Origin of the sequence: Streptomyces sp. NPDC058291 (genome assembly GCF_042880855.1) — a bacterium.
GTDB lineage: Bacteria > Actinomycetota > Actinomycetes > Streptomycetales > Streptomycetaceae > Streptomyces.
Genome location: NZ_JBHVYK010000054.1, coordinates 21,280 through 37,308, shown reverse-complemented (window position 1 = coordinate 37,308; position 16,029 = coordinate 21,280). Strand labels below are relative to the sequence as shown.

Here is a 16,029-nt window from a genome sequence, read left to right as displayed (position 1 = left end):
GAAGCACAGCCAGCTCTTCAGGAGGTCGGTCATGCCCATCGCGACGGTGAACCCGGCGAACGGCGAGACGCTCAAGACGTACGAGGCCATGGACGAGCAGGAGCTGGAACGCCGGCTCCAGCTCGCCGAGGCCACGTTCCGCACGTACCGGACGACCACGTTCGCCGAACGCGCCCGGCTGCTGAACCGGGCCGCCGACCTGCTCGACGAGGACCAGGACGACATCGGCCGGATCATGACGACCGAGATGGGCAAGCCGCTGAAGCAGGCGCGCGCGGAGGCCGCGAAGTGCGCCAGGGCGATGCGCTGGTACGCCGAGCACGCGCAGGAGGTGCTCGCCGACGAGGAGCCGGCCGCCGCCGACGTGAAGGACTCCGGCGGCTCGCGCGCCCTCGTCCGCTACCGGCCGCTCGGGCCGGTGCTCGCGGTGATGCCGTGGAACTTCCCGCTCTGGCAGGTGGTCCGGTTCGCCGCGCCGGCGCTGATGGCGGGCAACGTGGGCCTGCTCAAGCACGCCTCGAACGTCCCGCAGACGGCCCTGTACCTGGAGGACCTGTTTCACCGGGCGGGGTTCACCGAGGGCTGCTTCCAGACGCTGCTGGTCGGCTCGGGCGCGATCGACGACATCCTGCGCGACGAGCGGGTCAGGGCGGCGACCCTGACCGGCAGCGAGCCGGCCGGCCGGGCGGTCGCCTCCACCGCCGGCGAGATGATCAAGAAGACGGTGCTGGAGCTGGGCGGCAGCGACCCGTACGTGGTCATGCCCTCGGCGGACGTCGACCGGGCCGCACAGGTCGCGGTGACCGCGCGGGTGCAGAACAACGGTCAGTCGTGCATCGCGGCCAAGCGGTTCATCGTTCACACGGACGTGTACGACGCGTTCGCCGAGCGGTTCGTGGCGGGCATGGCAGCCCTGAAGGTCGGCGACCCGCTGGCCGAGGAGACCGAGATCGGGCCGCTGGCCAGCGAGCAGGGCCGTGCGGACCTGGAGGAGCTGGTGGACGACGCGAGGCGCGGCGGCGCCGCCGTGCTGTGCGGAGGCGAGCGCCCCGACGGACCCGGCTGGTACTACCCGCCGACCGTCCTCGCCGGTGTCACGCGCGCGATGCGCATCCACCGGGAGGAGGCGTTCGGACCGGTCGCGACGCTGTACCGGGCGGCCGACCTGGACGAGGCGGTCCTCATCGCCAACGACTCGCCGTTCGGCCTGAGTTCCAACGTATGGACGCGCGACGAGGCCGAGGTCGACCGTTTCGTCCGGGATCTGGAGGCCGGCGGGGTGTTCGTCAACGGGATGACCGCGTCCCATCCGGCCTTCCCGTTCGGCGGGGTGAAGCGGTCCGGATACGGCCGTGAGCTGTCGGGGCACGGAATCCGGGAGTTCTGCAACATCACCACGGTTTGGCACGGTGCGTGAGCGCCGCGCGGCTACGATCCCGGTGTGAACCGCGAAGTGACTCTGCCTCTGATCGTCGACGACCGCGGGACCCTGCAGGTGGCCGCGGCCGACGTGAGCAAGCTGCTCCGCACGCTGGGAGGGCGGTGGCTGCACCTCGTCGAGGCCGGCGCCGACGGACTCGACGAGGACACGGTGGCCGCCCTGACCATCGAACTGGCCAAACTGGCCGACCGCATCGACGTGGCGTGCATCGCCCACAGCAGCGGCGGGAGGTCCTGACCGACGACGACCGGTCCGGCCCGGGGGCGCGGGGAACCGCGCGACCGGTCACGACCGTACGGCGGCCCGCGCCGCCCGGCTCCCCGGACGGCGCTACCGGATCGGCATCCCCGACAGCGTCCTGGCGATGACCAGGCGCTGGATCTCGCTCGTGCCCTCGAAAATCGTGTAGATGGCTGCGTCGCGGTGCATGCGCTCCACCGGGTACTCCCGGGTGTAGCCGTTGCCGCCGAGGATCTGGATGGCCTGCGCGGTGACCTTCTTCGCGGTCTCGCTGGCGTAGAGCTTGGACATCGAGCCCTCGGCCGCCGTGAAGGGCTTGCCGTTGACCGCCATCCACGAGGCGCGCCAGACCAGCAGCCGCGCGGCGTCGATCTGCGTGCGCATGTCCGCGAGCTGGAAGGCGACGCCCTGGTTGTCGACGATCGGGCGGCCGAACTGCTCGCGGGTCTTCGCGTAGTCGAGGGCCACCTCGTAGGCGGCGCGGGCCGTGCCGACGGCCATCGCGCCGACGGCGGGGCGCGACGCCTCGAACGTGGCCATGGCCGCGTTCTTCACCCTCTCCAAGCCTCCGGTCTCGCTTCGCTCGCCGCCCGACTTCGCCCGCTCCCGGGCCCGCGCCAGCCGCTCGTCCAGCTTCTCCTTGCCGCCGAGGAGGCAGGAGCCGGGGACGCGCACGTTGTCGAGGACGACCTCGGCGGTGTGCGAGGCGCGGATGCCGTGCTTCTTGAACTTCTGCCCCTGGGTCAGGCCCTCGGTGCCCGGCGGGACGATGAAGGAGGCGTGCCCCTTGGAGCCCAGCTCGGGGTCCACGGCCGCGACGACGACGTGGACGTTGGCGATGCCGCCGTTGGTGGCCCAGGTCTTGGTGCCGTTGAGCACCCACTCGTCCTTGGCCTCGTCGTACACGGCACGCGTGCGCAGGGAGGCCACGTCGGAGCCGGCGTCGGGCTCGGAGGAGCAGAAGGCGGCCACCTTGACGTCGGCCGCGTCGCCGTACATCTGGGGGATCCAGGTGCCGATCTGTTCCTCGGTTCCGTTGGCGAGAACGCCCACGGCGGCCAGTCCCGTGCCCACAATGGACAGGGCGATGCCCGCGTCGCCCCAGAAGAGCTCCTCCATGGCCATCGGGATGCCGAGCCCGGTGGGGTCGAAGTACTGCTGCGCGTAGAAGTCGAGGGAGTAGATGCCGACCTTCGCGGCCTCCTGGATGACCGGCCAGGGAGTCTCCTCACGCTCGTCCCATTCGGCGGCCGCGGGGCGGATGACGTCGGCGGCGAAGCCGTGCAGCCAGTCCCGGACCTCCTTCTGTTCGTCGTTGAGCTCCATGGTGAACTCGGCCATGTCCCCTCCAGCGGCGGAACGTGTGTTACTAGCGGTAACTCGAGAGTCTGTTACCGGTCGGTAGGAAAAGTCAACTCCTGATGACGGCCCGGGGGCCCTGCGGCCCGTTCGATGTCAGGCTGCCGTCAGGTGTTAGTTTGCGCAGGCGTCACCGAACAAGCACGGGTGGGGAGAGCACATGGACACCACGCAGCGGACCGAGCAACAGCGGTCCGCCGACCGCCGAAGGCGCGAGCTGCTGGAGGCCGCCGACCGGGTGGTGCTGCGCGACGGCCCACAGGCCTCGATGAACGCCATCGCGGCGGAGGCCGGCATCACCAAACCCATCCTCTACCGCCACTTCGGCGACAAGGGCGGACTCTACGCCGCCCTCGCCAAACGGCACACCGACGCGCTGCTCGACTCGCTGCGCGCCGCGCTGGACGCGCCGGCGGAACGGCGGGAGCGGGTCGAGGCGACCCTCGACACCTATCTCGCCGCCATCGAGGCCCGGCCCCAGGTGTACCGGTTCCTCATGCACCCCTCCGACGGGTCGCCCGGCGAGCAGGGCTTCGACGTCGGCAAGCATTCCGCCCCTCTGCTGCGCCGGATGGGCGAGGAACTCGCCCAGGTCATCGAGGAGCGCCTGGACCTCGGGCCGGGCAGCCAGCAGCTCGCGCGGGTGTGGGGACACGGGATCGTCGGGATGATGCACGCGGCGGGCGACTGGTGGCTGGGCGAACGGCCCTGTTCCCGGGCGGAGCTGGTGCGCAGCCTCGCCGACCTGCTGTGGGGCCGCCTCGCGGCCGCCGGCGACAAGGTCGGCGGTCCCGGCTTCTGAGGCGGTCGGCGGTCCCGGCTTCCGAGAGGACGGTGCCGCGCGCCCAGGGCCGGGTGCGCTCAGCCGCTCCACGCGGCCCTGCGCACCTGGCGGGCCAGTCTGCGCGCCCGCAGGCCCGTCACCCGGTCCGCGTACACCCGGCCGTCCAGATGGTCGGCCTCGTGCTGCAAGCATCTGGCAAAGAATCCGGACCCGCGCACGGTGATCGGCTCCCCCGCCGTCGTGAAGCCCTCGACCACCGCCTCGTCGTGACGCTCCGTCCCCGCCTCCAGACCCGGCAGGGACAGACAGCCCTCCGGGCCGCGCATCACGATGCCGCCCGTCTCGACCACCCTGGGGTTCACCACATGGCCCAGGTGGCGGACGTCGTCGTCGTCCGGACAGTCGTAGACGAACACCCGCACGGGCTCGCCGACCTGGTTGGCGGCCAGGCCGACCCCCCGGGCCGCGTACATCGTGGCGAACATGTCCTCGACGAGACGGGCGAGTTCGGGGCCGAAGTCGGTGACGTCCTCGCAACGGGCGTGCAGGACGGGGTCGCCGAGCAGGGTGAGGGGCCGGACGCGCCCGCGGGCGCCCGGGATGGAACGGTGTCGCATGGCGGCAAGGGTACGGTCCTCCGTGACACGCGCATGCCGTGCACGTGGGGAGTCGGTCCCGGGATTCGGGAGTGCGAGGGGATCTCGATAGGCTGACCACCTACCACGTTGCCGTACGGCAGAGGCGCGGCGCGTACGCAAGGAGGATCGAGAACTGATGGCAGGCAACTCGGACCCGCTCACGCCGCGGGCCAAGATCGCCGTGACCGCCGGCAAGGCGGTCGCGGCGGCGTCGCGCGCAGCGGGGCGCGGCAGCGGTTCGGTGATCGGCGGCCGGGTGGCGCTCAAACTCGACCCCGACCTCCTCGCCCGGCTCGCCCAGAACCTGGACGTCGTCCTCGTCTCGGCGACCAACGGCAAGACCACCACCACCCGGCTGATCGCCGAGGCCCTGCGGGCCGCCGGGCCGGTCGTGTCCAACGCGCTCGGCGCCAACATGCCCGCCGGCATCACCTCGGCCCTGGCGGGCGGCTCCGAGGCCCGCTACGGCGTGATCGAGGTCGACGAGAAGTACCTCGCGGGCGTGGCCCGGGACACCGCCCCCAAGTGCATCGCGCTGCTCAACCTCTCCCGCGACCAGCTGGACCGCGCCGCCGAGACCCGCATGCTGGCGGAGAACTGGCGCGAGGGGCTCGCCGGTTCCAAGGCGGTCGTCGTCGCCAACGCCGACGACCCGCTGGTGGTGTGGGCGGCCTCCTCCTCCCCCAACGTCGTGTGGGTCGCCGCCGGGCAGATGTGGAAGGACGACGCCTGGTCGTGCCCGTCCTGCGGCGGCGTCATGCAGCGGCCCGGGGACGACTGGTTCTGCGGCGAGTGCGGCTTCCGACGGCCCACGCCCAGCTGGGCGCTCAGCGGCGACCACGTCCTGGACCCGCACGGTTCCGCCTGGCCCATCCACCTGCAGCTGCCGGGCCGCGCCAACAAGGCCAACGCCGCCTCCTCCGCCGCCGTGGCCGCCGTCTTCGGGGTGCCGCCGCAGGTGGCGCTGGAGCGGATGTACGCGGTACAGGCCGTCGCCGGACGCTACGACGTCGTCCAGTTCCAAGGTCGCGACCTCAGGCTGCTGCTGGCGAAGAACCCCGCGGGCTGGCTGGAGACGTTCAGTCTGATCGATCCGCCGCCCACCCCGGTGATCCTCTCCGTGAACGCGCGCGGCGCCGACGGCACCGACACCTCCTGGCTGTGGGACGTCGACTACACGCGGCTGACCGGCCACCCGATCTTCGTCGTCGGCGACCGCAAGCTGGACCTGGCGGTGCGCCTGGAGGTCGCCAACCAGCACTTCCAGGTGTGCGAGAACCTCGACCAGGCCGTGCAGCAGGCGCCGCCGGGCCGGATCGAGGTCATCGCGAACTACACCGCGTTCCAGGACCTCCGCCGCCGCGTCGGCAACTGACCCCGAAGGACGTGCCCATGAGCGACAACCAACTGCGGCTGGTGTGGATCTACCCGGACCTGCTGAGCACCTACGGCGACCAGGGCAACGCCCTCGTCGTCGAGCGGCGCGCCCGGCAGCGCGGGCTGGACGTGGCCCGGCTCGACGTGCGCAGCGACCAGCCGATCCCGACCTCCGGCGACATCTACCTGATCGGCGGCGGCGAGGACCGGCCGCAGCGGCTCGCGGCGGAGCGGCTGCGCCGGGACGCCCACCTGTACCAGGCCGTGAACAACGGCGCGATCGTCTTCGCGGTCTGCGCCGGCTACCAGATCCTGGGCCACGAGTTCGTCAACGACCTCGGCCAGCGCGAGCCGGGGCTCGGCCTGCTGGACGTGACGACGACGCGCGGCGAGGGCGAGCGGTGCGTCGGCGACGTCCTCGGGGACATCGACCCGCGGCTCGGTCTGCCCCCGCTGACCGGCTTCGAGAACCACCAGGGCATCACCCACCTCGGCCCGACCGCCCGCCCGCTCGCCCGCGTCTCGCTCGGCCGGGGCAACGGCACCGGCGACGGCACCGAGGGCGCGTACAACGACACCGTGTTCGGCACGTACATGCACGGTCCGGTGCTGGCGCGCAACCCGCTGATCGCGGATCTGCTGCTCAAGCTGGCCCTCGACGTGAACGCCCTGCCGCCGATCGACGACCACTGGTACGAGGCGCTGCGCAACGAGCGCATCTCGGCCGCCCAGCAGCCTGCGTGACCTGTGTGTTCACCGGATTTTCAGGACGCCGTCAGCAGCCCGTATGACGCTGCGTCCGCACAGGTGAGCAGGCACGTCCAGCAGGCGGACGTGCGCTTCGGCCCCGCCCCCTCCTGACGCTAGGGTGGCGGGGATTCGAGCCGGACAGCGTGGTCCGGACCGGCCCTCGTGAAGAAGGTTGTTTCGGGCTATGCGCATTGGTGTCCTCACGTCCGGCGGCGACTGCCCCGGCCTGAACGCCGTCATCCGGTCCGTCGTGCACCGTGCCGTCGTCGACCACGGCGACGAGGTCATCGGCTTCCGGGACGGCTGGAAGGGCCTCCTGGAATGCGACTACCTCAAGCTCGACCTCGACGCGGTGGGCGGCATCCTCGCCCGCGGCGGCACGATCCTCGGTTCCTCCCGGGTCCAGCCCTCGCATCTGCGGGACGGCGTGGAGCGTGCCCGGGGCCATGTCGAGGAGCTCGGCCTCGACGCGATCATCCCGATCGGCGGTGAGGGCACGCTCAAGGCCGCCCGGCTGATGTCCGACAGCGGGCTGCCCGTCGTGGGCGTGCCGAAGACCATCGACAACGACATCGCGGTCACCGACGTCACCTTCGGTTTCGACACGGCCGTCGGCGTCGCGACCGAGGCGCTCGACCGGCTCAAGACCACCGCCGAGTCGCACCAGCGGGTGCTGGTCGTCGAGGTCATGGGACGGCACACAGGCTGGATAGCGCTGCACTCGGGCATGGCGGCCGGCGCCCACGCCATCGTCGTGCCCGAGCGGCCCTTCGACATCGAGGAGCTGGCCCGCCGGGTCGGCGAGCGGTTCGAGGCGGGCAAGCGGTTCGCGATCGTCGTCGCGGCGGAGGGCGCCAAGCCCGCGCCCGGCGGCATGGCCTTCGACGAGGGCGCCAAGGACATCTACGGGCACGAGCGGTTCGCCGGGATCGCCCGGCAGCTCTCCATCGAGCTGGAGTCCCGGCTCGGCAAGGAGGCCCGGCCGGTCATCCTGGGACATGTGCAGCGCGGCGGCACGCCGACCGCCTACGACCGGGTGCTGGCCACCCGGTTCGGCTGGCACGCGGTGGAGGCCGTGCACCGGGGCGAGTTCGGTCACATGACGGCCCTGCGCGGCACGGACATCGTGATGGTGCCGCTGGCGGAGGCCGTCGAGACGCTGAAGACGGTCCCCGCGCAGCGGTACGAGGAGGCGGAGACCGTCCTGTAGCAGAGGCATGGGAGAACCCCCGCGCGAGCCGCCCCCGGTGACATCGGTCGCCGGGGGCGGTTCTACTCTTGGGTCGGCAGGAAACGTACATCCCCCCACGAATCAGGAGCCGGCGCAATGGATCACGGCGGGCACGGCATGACCATGGATCTGCCGCCGTTCACGCTGGGACGCGGTCTTCACTGGTCGGCGGACCCGTTCTTCCTCGTCGCCTGCATGGTGGGACTCGGGCTGTACGGCTGGGGCGTGCTGCGGCTGCGGCGGCGCGGCGACGCGTGGTCGGCCGGGCGGACGGCGTCGTTCGTCGTCGGCGTGCTGACCATCGCGCTGGTGATGTGCACCCGGCTGAACGACTACGGCATGGTCATGTTCAGCGTGCACATGGTGCAGCACATGGTGATCAGCATGCTCTCGCCCATCCTGATCCTGCTCGGCGCGCCCATGACGCTGGCGCTGCGCGCGCTGCCGGCCGCCGGCCGGGGCCGCAAGGGGCCGCGTGAGCTGCTGCTGATGCTGCTGCACAGCCGGTACATGCGGATCGTCACCCACCCCGCGTTCACCATCCCCCTGTTCATCGCGAGTCTGTACGCGCTGTACTTCACCCCGCTGTTCGACTCCCTGATGGGCTCCAGGGCGGGTCACCTCGCGATGATGGTGCACTTCCTGGCCGTAGGCGTGGTGTTCTTCTGGCCGATCATCGGGGTGGATCCGGGTCCGAACCGGCCGGGCTACCTGATGCGGATGCTGGAGCTGTTCGCGGGCATGCCGTTCCACGCCTTCTTCGGCATCGCGCTGATGATGGCCTCACAGCCGATGGTGACGACGTTCGAGAACCCGCCCGCCTCGCTCGGCATCGACGCGCTCACCGACCAGAACGCGGCCGGCGGGATCGCCTGGGCGTTCAGCGAGATCCCGTCGGTGCTGGTGCTGATAGCGCTGCTGTTCCAGTGGCACGGCTCCGAACAGCGGCAGGCCAGGCGCAAGGACCGGGCCGCCGACCGGGACGGCGACCAGGAGCTGGAGGCGTACAACGCCTATCTTGCGTCGCTCCACGCACGCGGGCGCTGAACCCGGGGCACCATGGAGGGGGACACGCCCTGCGCGGGGCGGCCCTGAGGAGGGTGTCGCGATGGCCGGTACCACGGACGGTTCCACGAAGACCATGGGGGTGCTCACCGTCGGCGCGCTGGTCATGGTGACCGCCTACACGGTGGCGCTCGGCAGCAACGGCTGGCTGTGGTTCGGCTGGGTGGTGCTCGGTCTGATCACGCTCGCGCTGGTGGTGATGAGAACCGGCTGATCAGCCGGGGGCGAGGCGGCCCGCCGAGTGCACGCCCGGCTGGTACTTCGGCAGCCGGGCGGTGATCTTCATGCCCGCGCCGGGGGCCGTCTCGATGACGAGGCCGTGGTCGTCGCCGTACACCTGGCGGAGCCGGTCGTCCACGTTGGACAGGCCGATGCCGCCGGACGGGCTGACCTCGCCGCCCAGGATGCGGCGCAGGACGTCCGGGTCCATGCCGGCGCCGTCGTCCTCGATGACGACGAGGGCCTCGGCGCCGGCGTCCCGCGCGGTGATCTGGATGTGGCAGGTGCCGGCCTTGCCCTCCAGCCCGTGCTTGACGGCGTTCTCCACGAGCGGCTGCAGGCAGAGGAAGGGCAGGGCCACCGGCAGGACCTCGGGGGCGATCTGGAGCGTGACGGCGAGGCGGTCGCCGAAGCGGGCGCGGACCAGGGCCAGATAGTGGTCGATGGCGTGCAGTTCGTCGGCGAGGGTGGTGAAGTCGCCGTGCCGCCGGAACGAGTAGCGGGTGAAGTCGGCGAACTCCAGGAGCAGTTCCCGGGCGCGCTCGGGGTCGGTGCGCACGAACGAGGCGATCACCGCGAGCGAGTTGAAGACGAAGTGCGGGGAGATCTGGGCGCGCAGGGCCTTGATCTCCGCCTCGATGAGCTTGGTGCGGGACTGGTCGAGGTCGGCCAGTTCCAGTTGGACGCTCACCCAGCGGGCCACCTCCCCGGCGGCCCGGACCAGGACGGCGGACTCGCGGGGCGCACAGGCGACGAGGGCCCCGTGCACCCGGTCGTCGACCGTGAGCGGGGCGACCACGGCCCAGCGCACCGGGCAGTCGGCGTGCGCGCAGACGAGGCGGAAGGCCTCGCCCCGGCCGCTCTCCAGAGGGGCGGCCAGTCGCTCCATGATCTCGGTGCGGTGATGCGACCCCACCCCGTCCCAGGCCAGCACCTCGTCGCGGTCGGTGAGGCAGAGGGCGTCCGTGCCGAGCAGGGTGCGCAGTCTGCGGGCGGACCTGCGGGCCGTCTCCTCCGTGAGGCCCGCCCGCAGCGGGGGCGTGGCGAGGGAGGCGGTGTGCAGGGTCTGGAAGGTGGCGTGCTCGACGGGGGTGCCCAGGCCGCCCAGGCTCTGCGGGCGGGCGGTGCGGCGGCCCAGCCAGAAGCCTGCGGCCAGGAACGGCAGGATCGCGATGCAGACGCCCGCGAGGAAATCGCTCACGTCCGCGCCTGCGCGGTCCGCAGTTCCTCCGTGCGCAGTTCCTCCGGCAGGTGGAAGCGGGCCAGGATCGCCGCCGTGCCGGCCGGGACGCGCGCCGGGGTGGCCAGGGACACCAGGACCATGGTGAGGAAGCCGAGCGGCACGGACCACAGCGCGGGCCAGGCGAGCAGGGCGTGCGCGGCGCCCGTGCCCGGCAGACCCGCCATGGTCGCGGCGACGGCGGCGAACGCCGACCCGCCGCCCACCAGCATCCCGGCGGCCGCGCCGGGCGGGGTCAGCCGGCGCCACCAGATGCCGAGGACCAGCAGCGGGCAGAAGGAGGACGCCGACACCGCGAACGCCAGCCCGACCGCGTCGGCCACCGGCAGTCCGCCCACCAGGAAACTCACCGCGAGGGGCGCGGCCATGGCGAGCCCGGTGCCGAGGCGGAAGTGCCGTACGCCCCGGGCCGGCAGCACGTCCTGGGCGAGCACGCCCGCCACGGCCATCGTCAGCCCGGACGCCGTGGACAGGAACGCGGCGAACGCGCCCCCGGCGACCAGCGCGCCCAGCAGGTCGCCGCCGAGGCCGCCGATCATCCGGTCGGGCAGCAGCAGGACGGCGGCGTCGGCGTCGCCGCTGAGGGCGAGTTCGGGGGTGTAGAGGCGGCCGAGGGCGCCGTACAGGGGCGGCAGCAGGTAGAAGGCGCCGATCAGCGCGAGGACGGCGACCGTGGTGCGGCGGGCGGCCACCCCGTGCGGGCTGGTGTAGAAGCGGACGACCACATGGGGCAGGCCCATGGTGCCGAGGAAGGTGGCGAGGATCAGCCCGTAGGTGGCGTACAGGGGGCGCTCCTCGCGGCCGGCGGCCAGGGAGGTGGACATGCCGCTGTTGCCGCCGCGCCCGGCGGTGGGGACGGCGGCGCCCTCGGCGAAGGTGAGACGGGCGCCCCGCTCGATGTGGTGGGCGCCGGCGGCCAGGCGCAGGACGTCGCCCTGGTGCCGGCGGCCGTCGACCGTGCCGTCCACCGTCACGGTCAGCGGGCGGTCCAGTTCGAGGTCGAGGGTGTCGTCGATCCGCACGACCCGCTGGTCGCGGAAGGCGGGCGGTTCCGTGAAGGCGTCGCGGGGGGCGCCGTCGCCCTGCCAGGCGAGGGCCAGGAACAGGGCGGGGACGAGGAGCGCGGTGAGCTTGAGCCAGTACTGGAAGGCCTGCACGAAGGTGATGCTGCGCATGCCGCCGGCCGCTACGGTCGCCGTGACGACCACGGCGACGATCAGCCCGCCGAGCGAGTCGGGCGCACCCGTGAGTACGGTCAACGTCAGTCCTGCGCCCTGGAGTTGGGGAATGAGGTAGAGCCAGCCCACGCCGACGACGAAGGCGCCGGCGAGCCGTCTGACCGCCTGCGAGGCGAGGCGGGCCTCGGCGAAGTCGGGGAGGGTGTAGGCGCCCGAGCGGCGCAGCGGGGCGGCGACGAACAGCAGCAGGACCAGATATCCGGCGGCGTAGCCGACCGGGTACCAGAGCATGTCCGCCCCCTGGACGAGGACCAGCCCGGCGATCCCGAGGAAGGAGGCGGCGGAGAGGTACTCGCCGCTGATGGCGGCCGCGTTGAGGCGCGGGCCGACGGTGCGGGAGGCGACGTAGAAGTCGGAGGTGGTGCGGGAGACGCGCAGGCCGAAGGCGCCGATGAGCACGGTCGCGACGACGACGAGGGCGACGGCCGGAACGGCGAAGGCCGGGTTCACCGGTCCTCGACCAGCCGCACGAAGTCCCGCTCGTTGCGCTCGGCGCGGCGCACGTACCAGCGGGCGAGCAGGACGAGCGGGGCGTAGAGGCCGAAGCCGAGGACCGCCCATTCGAGGCGGTGGGCGTCGGGCAGCGCCGCGAACAGCAGGGGCAGCGGGCCGACGAGGAGCGCGAGGACGGCGAACACCGCGAGGGCCGCGCGCAGTTGGGAGCGCATGAGGGAGCGGACGTAGGTGTGGCCGAGGGTGGTCTGCTCGTCGATCTCGGTGCGCGGGCGGTAGTAGCCGGAGACGTGCGGGTACCGGCCGCGCGAGCGCAGCCGGGCGTGCGGGAGGGGGCGGCGGGCGGGACCGGTGACGACGACGCGGCGTTCCGCGGGGTCCTGGCTGGGCACGGCTAGGGCCTCCTCATCAGCAGGTCGCGCAGTTCGCGGGAGTGGCGGCGGCTGACCTGGAGTTCCTCGCCGCCGACCAGGACGCTCACCGTGCCCGCGTCCAGGCGCAGTTCGCCTATGTGGCGCAGGGCGACGAGGTGGCGGCGGTGGATGCGGACGAAGCCGCGGGCGCGCCAGCGCTCCTCCAGGGTGGACAGCGGGATCCGGACGAGGTGGCTGCCGCGGTCGGTGTGCAGACGGGCGTAGTCGCCCTGGGCCTCGACGTGGGTGATGTCGTCGACGACGACGAAGCGGGTCACGCCGCCGAGCTCGACGGGTATGTGATCGGGGTCGGGCTCGTGCACGGGGACGGTCGGGGCGGCGCCGCGCGGTTCGGCCGCTCTGAGCTCGACGACGCGACGGACCGCCTCGGCCAGGCGTTCCTTGCGCACGGGCTTGAGGACGTAGTCGACGGCCTTGAGGTCGAAGGCCTGGACGGCGAAGTCCTCGTGGGCGGTGACGAAGACGACCAGGGGCGGGCGCGCGAAGCCGGTGAGGAGGCGGGCGAGGTCGAGGCCGTCGAGGCCGGGCATCTGGATGTCGAGGAAGACCACGTCGACGGCCTCGGGGCCCTGCGGCCCGGACTCCAGGGCGCGGTTGATGCGGCGCAGCGCCTCGGTCGCGTCGCCGGCTCCCTCGACGCTGCCGACGCGGGGGTCCGCGGTGAGCAGGTAGAGCAGCTCTTCCAGTGAGGGGCGTTCGTCGTCGACGGCGAGGGCGCGCAGCATGAGGCTGGAGTGTAGGGGCGATCCGCGTCGCCGGACACGTACGGGAGTGCCGGCGCACACGCTGTCCTACAGTGCCCGCATGAACAGCGCGCCCGCCTCCTTCGACGACCTCGACCGGAAGATCATCACTGCCCTGATGGCGAACGCCAGGACGAGCTTCGCCGAGATCGGCACGGCGATCGGCCTGTCCTCGACGGCCGTCAAGCGGCGGGTGGACCGGCTGCGGGACACCGGGGTGATCACCGGGTTCACGGCCACCGTGCAACCGTCGGCGCTGGGCTGGCGCACGGAGGCGTATGTGGAGGTGTACTGCGAGGGCGCAGCCCCGCCCCGGCGGCTGGCGGAGGTGGTCCGCAACCATCCCGAGATCACCGCGGCGATGACGGTGACGGGCGGGGCGGACGCCCTGCTGCACGTGCGGGCGCGGGACGTGGAGCACTTCGAGAACGTGCTGGAGCGGATCCGGGCCGAGCCGTTCATCCGCAAGACGATCAGCGTGATGGTGCTGTCCCACCTGCTGCCGGACAGCCCGGAGGCGGGCGCGACCCAGCCCGCACCCGAATAAACCCGCACGCACGCAGCAAGCCTGCGTTCGATCGGATCATCACGCAGCATTACTGCGCGAACACGCAACGCTCCTTCCTTGTCGTGCGTCGCTGTCAGTTCCTACCGTGGTGTCAACCCTCAGTCGACACCCGCAGGGAAACGGAGGAATCCCTCTGTGTCCGAAAGCCGTGTGCGGCGCCCCCGGCGCTTCCTCGTCTGCGAACCCAGACACTTCGCGGTGCAGTACGCGATCAACCCCTGGATGCATCCCGACACCCCCGTCGACGTCGATCTCGCCCAGGAGCAGTGGCGGACGCTGATCCGCGCCTACCGCGAGCACGGCCACGCCGTGGACGCCGTGGAGCCGGCCCCCGGTCTGCCCGACATGGTCTTCGCCGCCAACTCGGCGGTCGTGGTGGCGGGGCGGGTCTTCGGCTCCCTCTTCCACGCTCCCGAGCGGCGGCCCGAGTCCGTCCACTACGAGACCTGGTTCCGGACGGCTGGGTACGACGTCCACCGCCCCGAGTCGGTCTGCGAGGGCGAGGGCGACCTGGTGTGGACGGGCCGCTACGTGCTGGCCGGCACCGGGTTCCGCACCACGCGTGACGCGCACCGCGAGGTGCAGGAGTTCTTCGGCCACCCGGTGATCAGCCTGACCCTGGTGGACCCGCACTTCTACCACCTGGACACCGCCCTGTTCGTGCTGGACGACGACAACATCGCGTACTACCCGCAGGCGTTCTCCGCCGGCAGCCGCGCGGTGCTCGCCCGGCTGTACCCGGACGCGGTGCTCGCCACCCGCGACGACGCCATGGCGTTCGGTCTGAACTCGGTCTCCGACGGTCGTCACGTCTTCATCGCGCCCCGGGCCGAGGCCCTCGCCGCACGGCTCGGCGAGCGCGGCTATGTCCCCGTCCCCGTCGACCTATCGGAGTTCCAGAAGGCCGGCGGCGGCATCAAGTGCTGCACCCAGGAGATCCGTTCATGACCGCACCCGTCGTCCCCACCCGTTCCTCCGCCGATCTGATCCGCGCCGAGGAGCCCGTGCTCGCGCACAACTACCATCCGCTGCCCGTGGTCGTCGCGAGCGCCGAGGGCGCGTGGGTGGAGGACGTCGAGGGCCGCCGCTACCTGGACATGCTGGCCGGCTACTCGGCCCTCAACTTCGGCCACCGTCATCCGACGCTCATCGAGGCCGCCCACCGTCAGCTGGACCGGCTCACGCTCACTTCCCGCGCCTTCCACAACGACCGCCTGGCCGGATTCGCCGAGCGGCTCGCGGGGTTGACCGGCCTGGACATGGTCCTGCCGATGAACACCGGCGCCGAGGCGGTCGAGAGCGCCGTCAAGGTCGTGCGCAAGTGGGCCTACGACGTGAAGGGCGTCCCCGCCGACCGGGCGACGATCGTGGTCGCGGCGGACAACTTCCACGGCCGCACCACGACCATCGTGAGCTTCTCGACGGACGAGACGGCCCGGGCGGGCTTCGGGCCGTTCACGCCGGGCTTCCGCGTCGTCCCCTACAACGACCTGGCCGCGCTGGAGGCGGCGATCGACGAGACGACGGCCGCGGTGCTGATCGAGCCCATCCAGGGCGAGGCGGGCGTGGTCATCCCCGACGACGGCTATCTCGCCGGTGTGCGGGAGCTGACCAGGCGGACGAACTGCCTCTTCGTCGCGGACGAGATCCAGTCCGGCCTCGGACGTACCGGCCGGACGCTGGCCGTGGAGCACGAGGGGGTGACGCCCGACGTGCTCCTCCTCGGCAAGGCGCTGGGCGGCGGCATCGTGCCGGTGTCGGCGGTGGTGGCGCGGCGGGAGGTGCTGTCGGTGCTGCGGCCCGGGGAGCACGGCTCGACCTTCGGCGGCAACCCGCTGGCCGCGGCCGTCGGCACGGCGGTGGTGGAACTTCTGGAGACGGGCGAGTTCCAGCGCCGGGCGGCCGAGCTGGGAGTCGTCCTGCGGGACGGGCTGACCGGGCTGGTCGGCAAGGGCGTCGTCGGCTTCCGGGCCAGGGGGCTGTGGGCGGGCGTCGACGTCGACCCGGCCCTCGGCACCGGCCGTGAGGTCAGCGAGCGCCTCATGCGGGAGGGCGTGCTGGTCAAGGACACCCACGGCTCGACCATCCGGTTGGCGCCGCCGCTGACCGTCACGGCCGAGGAACTGGCCTCGGCGCTGGCCTCGTTGGAGAAGGTGCTGGCGCAGGGGAGCTGAGGAGCCGTGCGGCGCGGCCGGCGCTCGGGTGGCCCGGCCTCCGTCGTACGGGCAGGGTGAGGATTGAGCAGGAGG

Annotated in this window: 17 protein-coding genes; 11 read left to right on the top strand and 6 right to left on the bottom strand. The window is 72.1% G+C overall.

Going from position 1 to position 16,029, the window contains the following annotated elements:
• Positions 1-31 precede the first annotated feature (31 nt).
• Together ACFVYK_RS24935 and ACFVYK_RS24930 are read left to right on the top strand one after the other, a co-directional pair.
• Positions 32-1,417 (top strand): NADP-dependent succinic semialdehyde dehydrogenase, encoded by a 1,386-nt coding sequence (locus tag ACFVYK_RS24935; RefSeq protein ID WP_389777812.1) that lies wholly within the window; start codon positions 32-34, stop codon positions 1,415-1,417.
• A 24-nt stretch (positions 1,418-1,441) separates the two neighbouring features.
• Positions 1,442-1,678, top strand: a complete 237-nt coding sequence (locus tag ACFVYK_RS24930) for a DUF6213 family protein (RefSeq protein WP_389777810.1) — start codon at positions 1,442-1,444, stop codon at positions 1,676-1,678.
• A 93-nt stretch (positions 1,679-1,771) separates the two neighbouring features.
• Here ACFVYK_RS24930 and ACFVYK_RS24925 read toward each other — a convergent pair whose 3' ends face one another.
• Complete coding sequence (locus ACFVYK_RS24925; RefSeq protein WP_389777808.1) at positions 1,772-3,022, bottom strand: acyl-CoA dehydrogenase family protein; 1,251 nt, start codon at positions 3,020-3,022, stop codon at positions 1,772-1,774.
• A gap of 178 nt (positions 3,023-3,200) precedes the next feature.
• Between ACFVYK_RS24925 and ACFVYK_RS24920 the strand changes: the two genes are divergently transcribed.
• Positions 3,201-3,842 carry a TetR family transcriptional regulator gene (locus tag ACFVYK_RS24920; RefSeq protein ID WP_389777807.1) on the top strand — a complete coding sequence of 214 codons (642 nt, stop codon included), beginning with the start codon at positions 3,201-3,203 and terminating at the stop codon, positions 3,840-3,842.
• 59 nt (positions 3,843-3,901) lie between these two features.
• Here the strand turns inward: ACFVYK_RS24920 and def are convergent, their stop codons facing one another.
• Positions 3,902-4,441: a peptide deformylase gene (gene def / locus ACFVYK_RS24915; protein WP_389777805.1), complete on the bottom strand. Its 540-nt coding sequence runs from the start codon at positions 4,439-4,441 to the stop codon at positions 3,902-3,904.
• 157 nt (positions 4,442-4,598) lie between these two features.
• On the opposite strand from def, the gene ACFVYK_RS24910 reads away from it, so the two are divergent.
• From ACFVYK_RS24910 to ACFVYK_RS24890, 5 genes are all read left to right on the top strand, one after another.
• Positions 4,599-5,837, top strand: coding sequence for a MurT ligase domain-containing protein (locus ACFVYK_RS24910; RefSeq protein ID WP_069772720.1), 1,239 nt, complete (start codon positions 4,599-4,601; stop codon positions 5,835-5,837).
• 17 nt (positions 5,838-5,854) lie between these two features.
• A complete protein-coding gene (locus ACFVYK_RS24905; RefSeq protein ID WP_389777803.1) occupies positions 5,855-6,583 on the top strand; it encodes a type 1 glutamine amidotransferase in 729 nt (242 codons plus the stop codon).
• A 190-nt stretch (positions 6,584-6,773) separates the two neighbouring features.
• Positions 6,774-7,799, top strand: coding sequence for a 6-phosphofructokinase (locus ACFVYK_RS24900; RefSeq protein WP_389777802.1), 1,026 nt, complete (start codon positions 6,774-6,776; stop codon positions 7,797-7,799).
• Between the two features lie 117 nt (positions 7,800-7,916).
• The gene (locus ACFVYK_RS24895; RefSeq protein ID WP_389777800.1) at positions 7,917-8,867 is read left to right on the top strand and encodes a cytochrome c oxidase assembly protein; all 951 of its coding nucleotides are present in this window, start codon (positions 7,917-7,919) and stop codon (positions 8,865-8,867) included.
• Positions 8,868-8,928: 61 nt separating this feature from the next.
• On the top strand, positions 8,929-9,099 hold the full coding sequence (locus ACFVYK_RS24890; RefSeq protein WP_389777798.1) for a hypothetical protein: 171 nt from the start codon (positions 8,929-8,931) through the stop codon (positions 9,097-9,099).
• On the opposite strand, the gene ACFVYK_RS24885 is transcribed toward ACFVYK_RS24890, so the two are convergent.
• Genes ACFVYK_RS24885 through ACFVYK_RS24870 form a run of 4 tightly spaced genes read right to left on the bottom strand, consistent with a single transcriptional unit; the run spans position 9,100 to position 13,194 of the window.
• Entirely contained in the window at positions 9,100-10,305 is a 1,206-nt protein-coding gene (locus ACFVYK_RS24885) for a sensor histidine kinase (protein ID WP_389777797.1), read from the bottom strand. It lies immediately after the preceding gene.
• Positions 10,302-12,032, bottom strand: coding sequence for a cation acetate symporter (locus ACFVYK_RS24880; RefSeq protein ID WP_389777795.1), 1,731 nt, complete (start codon positions 12,030-12,032; stop codon positions 10,302-10,304). Before ACFVYK_RS24880 ends, ACFVYK_RS24885 begins: the two co-directional genes overlap by 4 nt.
• Positions 12,029-12,427 carry a hypothetical protein gene (locus ACFVYK_RS24875; RefSeq protein WP_389777794.1) on the bottom strand — a complete coding sequence of 133 codons (399 nt, stop codon included), beginning with the start codon at positions 12,425-12,427 and terminating at the stop codon, positions 12,029-12,031. The genes ACFVYK_RS24880 and ACFVYK_RS24875 overlap by 4 nt, the downstream gene beginning before the upstream one ends.
• A 2-nt stretch (positions 12,428-12,429) precedes the next feature.
• A complete protein-coding gene (locus ACFVYK_RS24870; RefSeq protein WP_389777792.1) occupies positions 12,430-13,194 on the bottom strand; it encodes a LytR/AlgR family response regulator transcription factor in 765 nt (254 codons plus the stop codon).
• Between the two features lie 79 nt (positions 13,195-13,273).
• Here ACFVYK_RS24870 and ACFVYK_RS24865 point away from each other — a divergent pair, with 79 nt between their 5' ends.
• The 3 genes from ACFVYK_RS24865 (at position 13,274) to rocD (ending at position 15,954) form a co-directional block, all read left to right on the top strand.
• Positions 13,274-13,759: an Lrp/AsnC family transcriptional regulator gene (locus ACFVYK_RS24865; protein WP_389777790.1), complete on the top strand. Its 486-nt coding sequence runs from the start codon at positions 13,274-13,276 to the stop codon at positions 13,757-13,759.
• Between the two features lie 156 nt (positions 13,760-13,915).
• Positions 13,916-14,728 carry a dimethylargininase gene (gene ddaH / locus ACFVYK_RS24860; RefSeq protein WP_389777788.1) on the top strand — a complete coding sequence of 271 codons (813 nt, stop codon included), beginning with the start codon at positions 13,916-13,918 and terminating at the stop codon, positions 14,726-14,728.
• Positions 14,725-15,954 carry an ornithine--oxo-acid transaminase gene (gene rocD / locus ACFVYK_RS24855; protein WP_389777787.1) on the top strand — a complete coding sequence of 410 codons (1,230 nt, stop codon included), beginning with the start codon at positions 14,725-14,727 and terminating at the stop codon, positions 15,952-15,954. Before ddaH ends, rocD begins: the two co-directional genes overlap by 4 nt.
• The last annotated feature ends 75 nt before the right edge of the window (positions 15,955-16,029 follow it).

Coding starts and splice junctions, on each gene's coding strand:
- ACFVYK_RS24905 (WP_389777803.1), top strand. CDS start 5,855: ATGAGCGACAACCAACTGCGGCTGGTGTGGATCTACCCGGACCTGCTG.
- ACFVYK_RS24890 (WP_389777798.1), top strand. CDS start 8,929: ATGGCCGGTACCACGGACGGTTCCACGAAGACCATGGGGGTGCTCACC.
- def (WP_389777805.1), bottom strand. CDS start 4,441: ATGCGACACCGTTCCATCCCGGGCGCCCGCGGGCGCGTCCGGCCCCTC.
- ACFVYK_RS24920 (WP_389777807.1), top strand. CDS start 3,201: ATGGACACCACGCAGCGGACCGAGCAACAGCGGTCCGCCGACCGCCGA.
- ACFVYK_RS24925 (WP_389777808.1), bottom strand. CDS start 3,022: ATGGCCGAGTTCACCATGGAGCTCAACGACGAACAGAAGGAGGTCCGG.
- ACFVYK_RS24935 (WP_389777812.1), top strand. CDS start 32: ATGCCCATCGCGACGGTGAACCCGGCGAACGGCGAGACGCTCAAGACG.
- ACFVYK_RS24870 (WP_389777792.1), bottom strand. CDS start 13,194: ATGCTGCGCGCCCTCGCCGTCGACGACGAACGCCCCTCACTGGAAGAG.
- rocD (WP_389777787.1), top strand. CDS start 14,725: ATGACCGCACCCGTCGTCCCCACCCGTTCCTCCGCCGATCTGATCCGC.
- ACFVYK_RS24895 (WP_389777800.1), top strand. CDS start 7,917: ATGGATCACGGCGGGCACGGCATGACCATGGATCTGCCGCCGTTCACG.
- ACFVYK_RS24865 (WP_389777790.1), top strand. CDS start 13,274: ATGAACAGCGCGCCCGCCTCCTTCGACGACCTCGACCGGAAGATCATC.
- ACFVYK_RS24900 (WP_389777802.1), top strand. CDS start 6,774: ATGCGCATTGGTGTCCTCACGTCCGGCGGCGACTGCCCCGGCCTGAAC.
- ACFVYK_RS24910 (WP_069772720.1), top strand. CDS start 4,599: ATGGCAGGCAACTCGGACCCGCTCACGCCGCGGGCCAAGATCGCCGTG.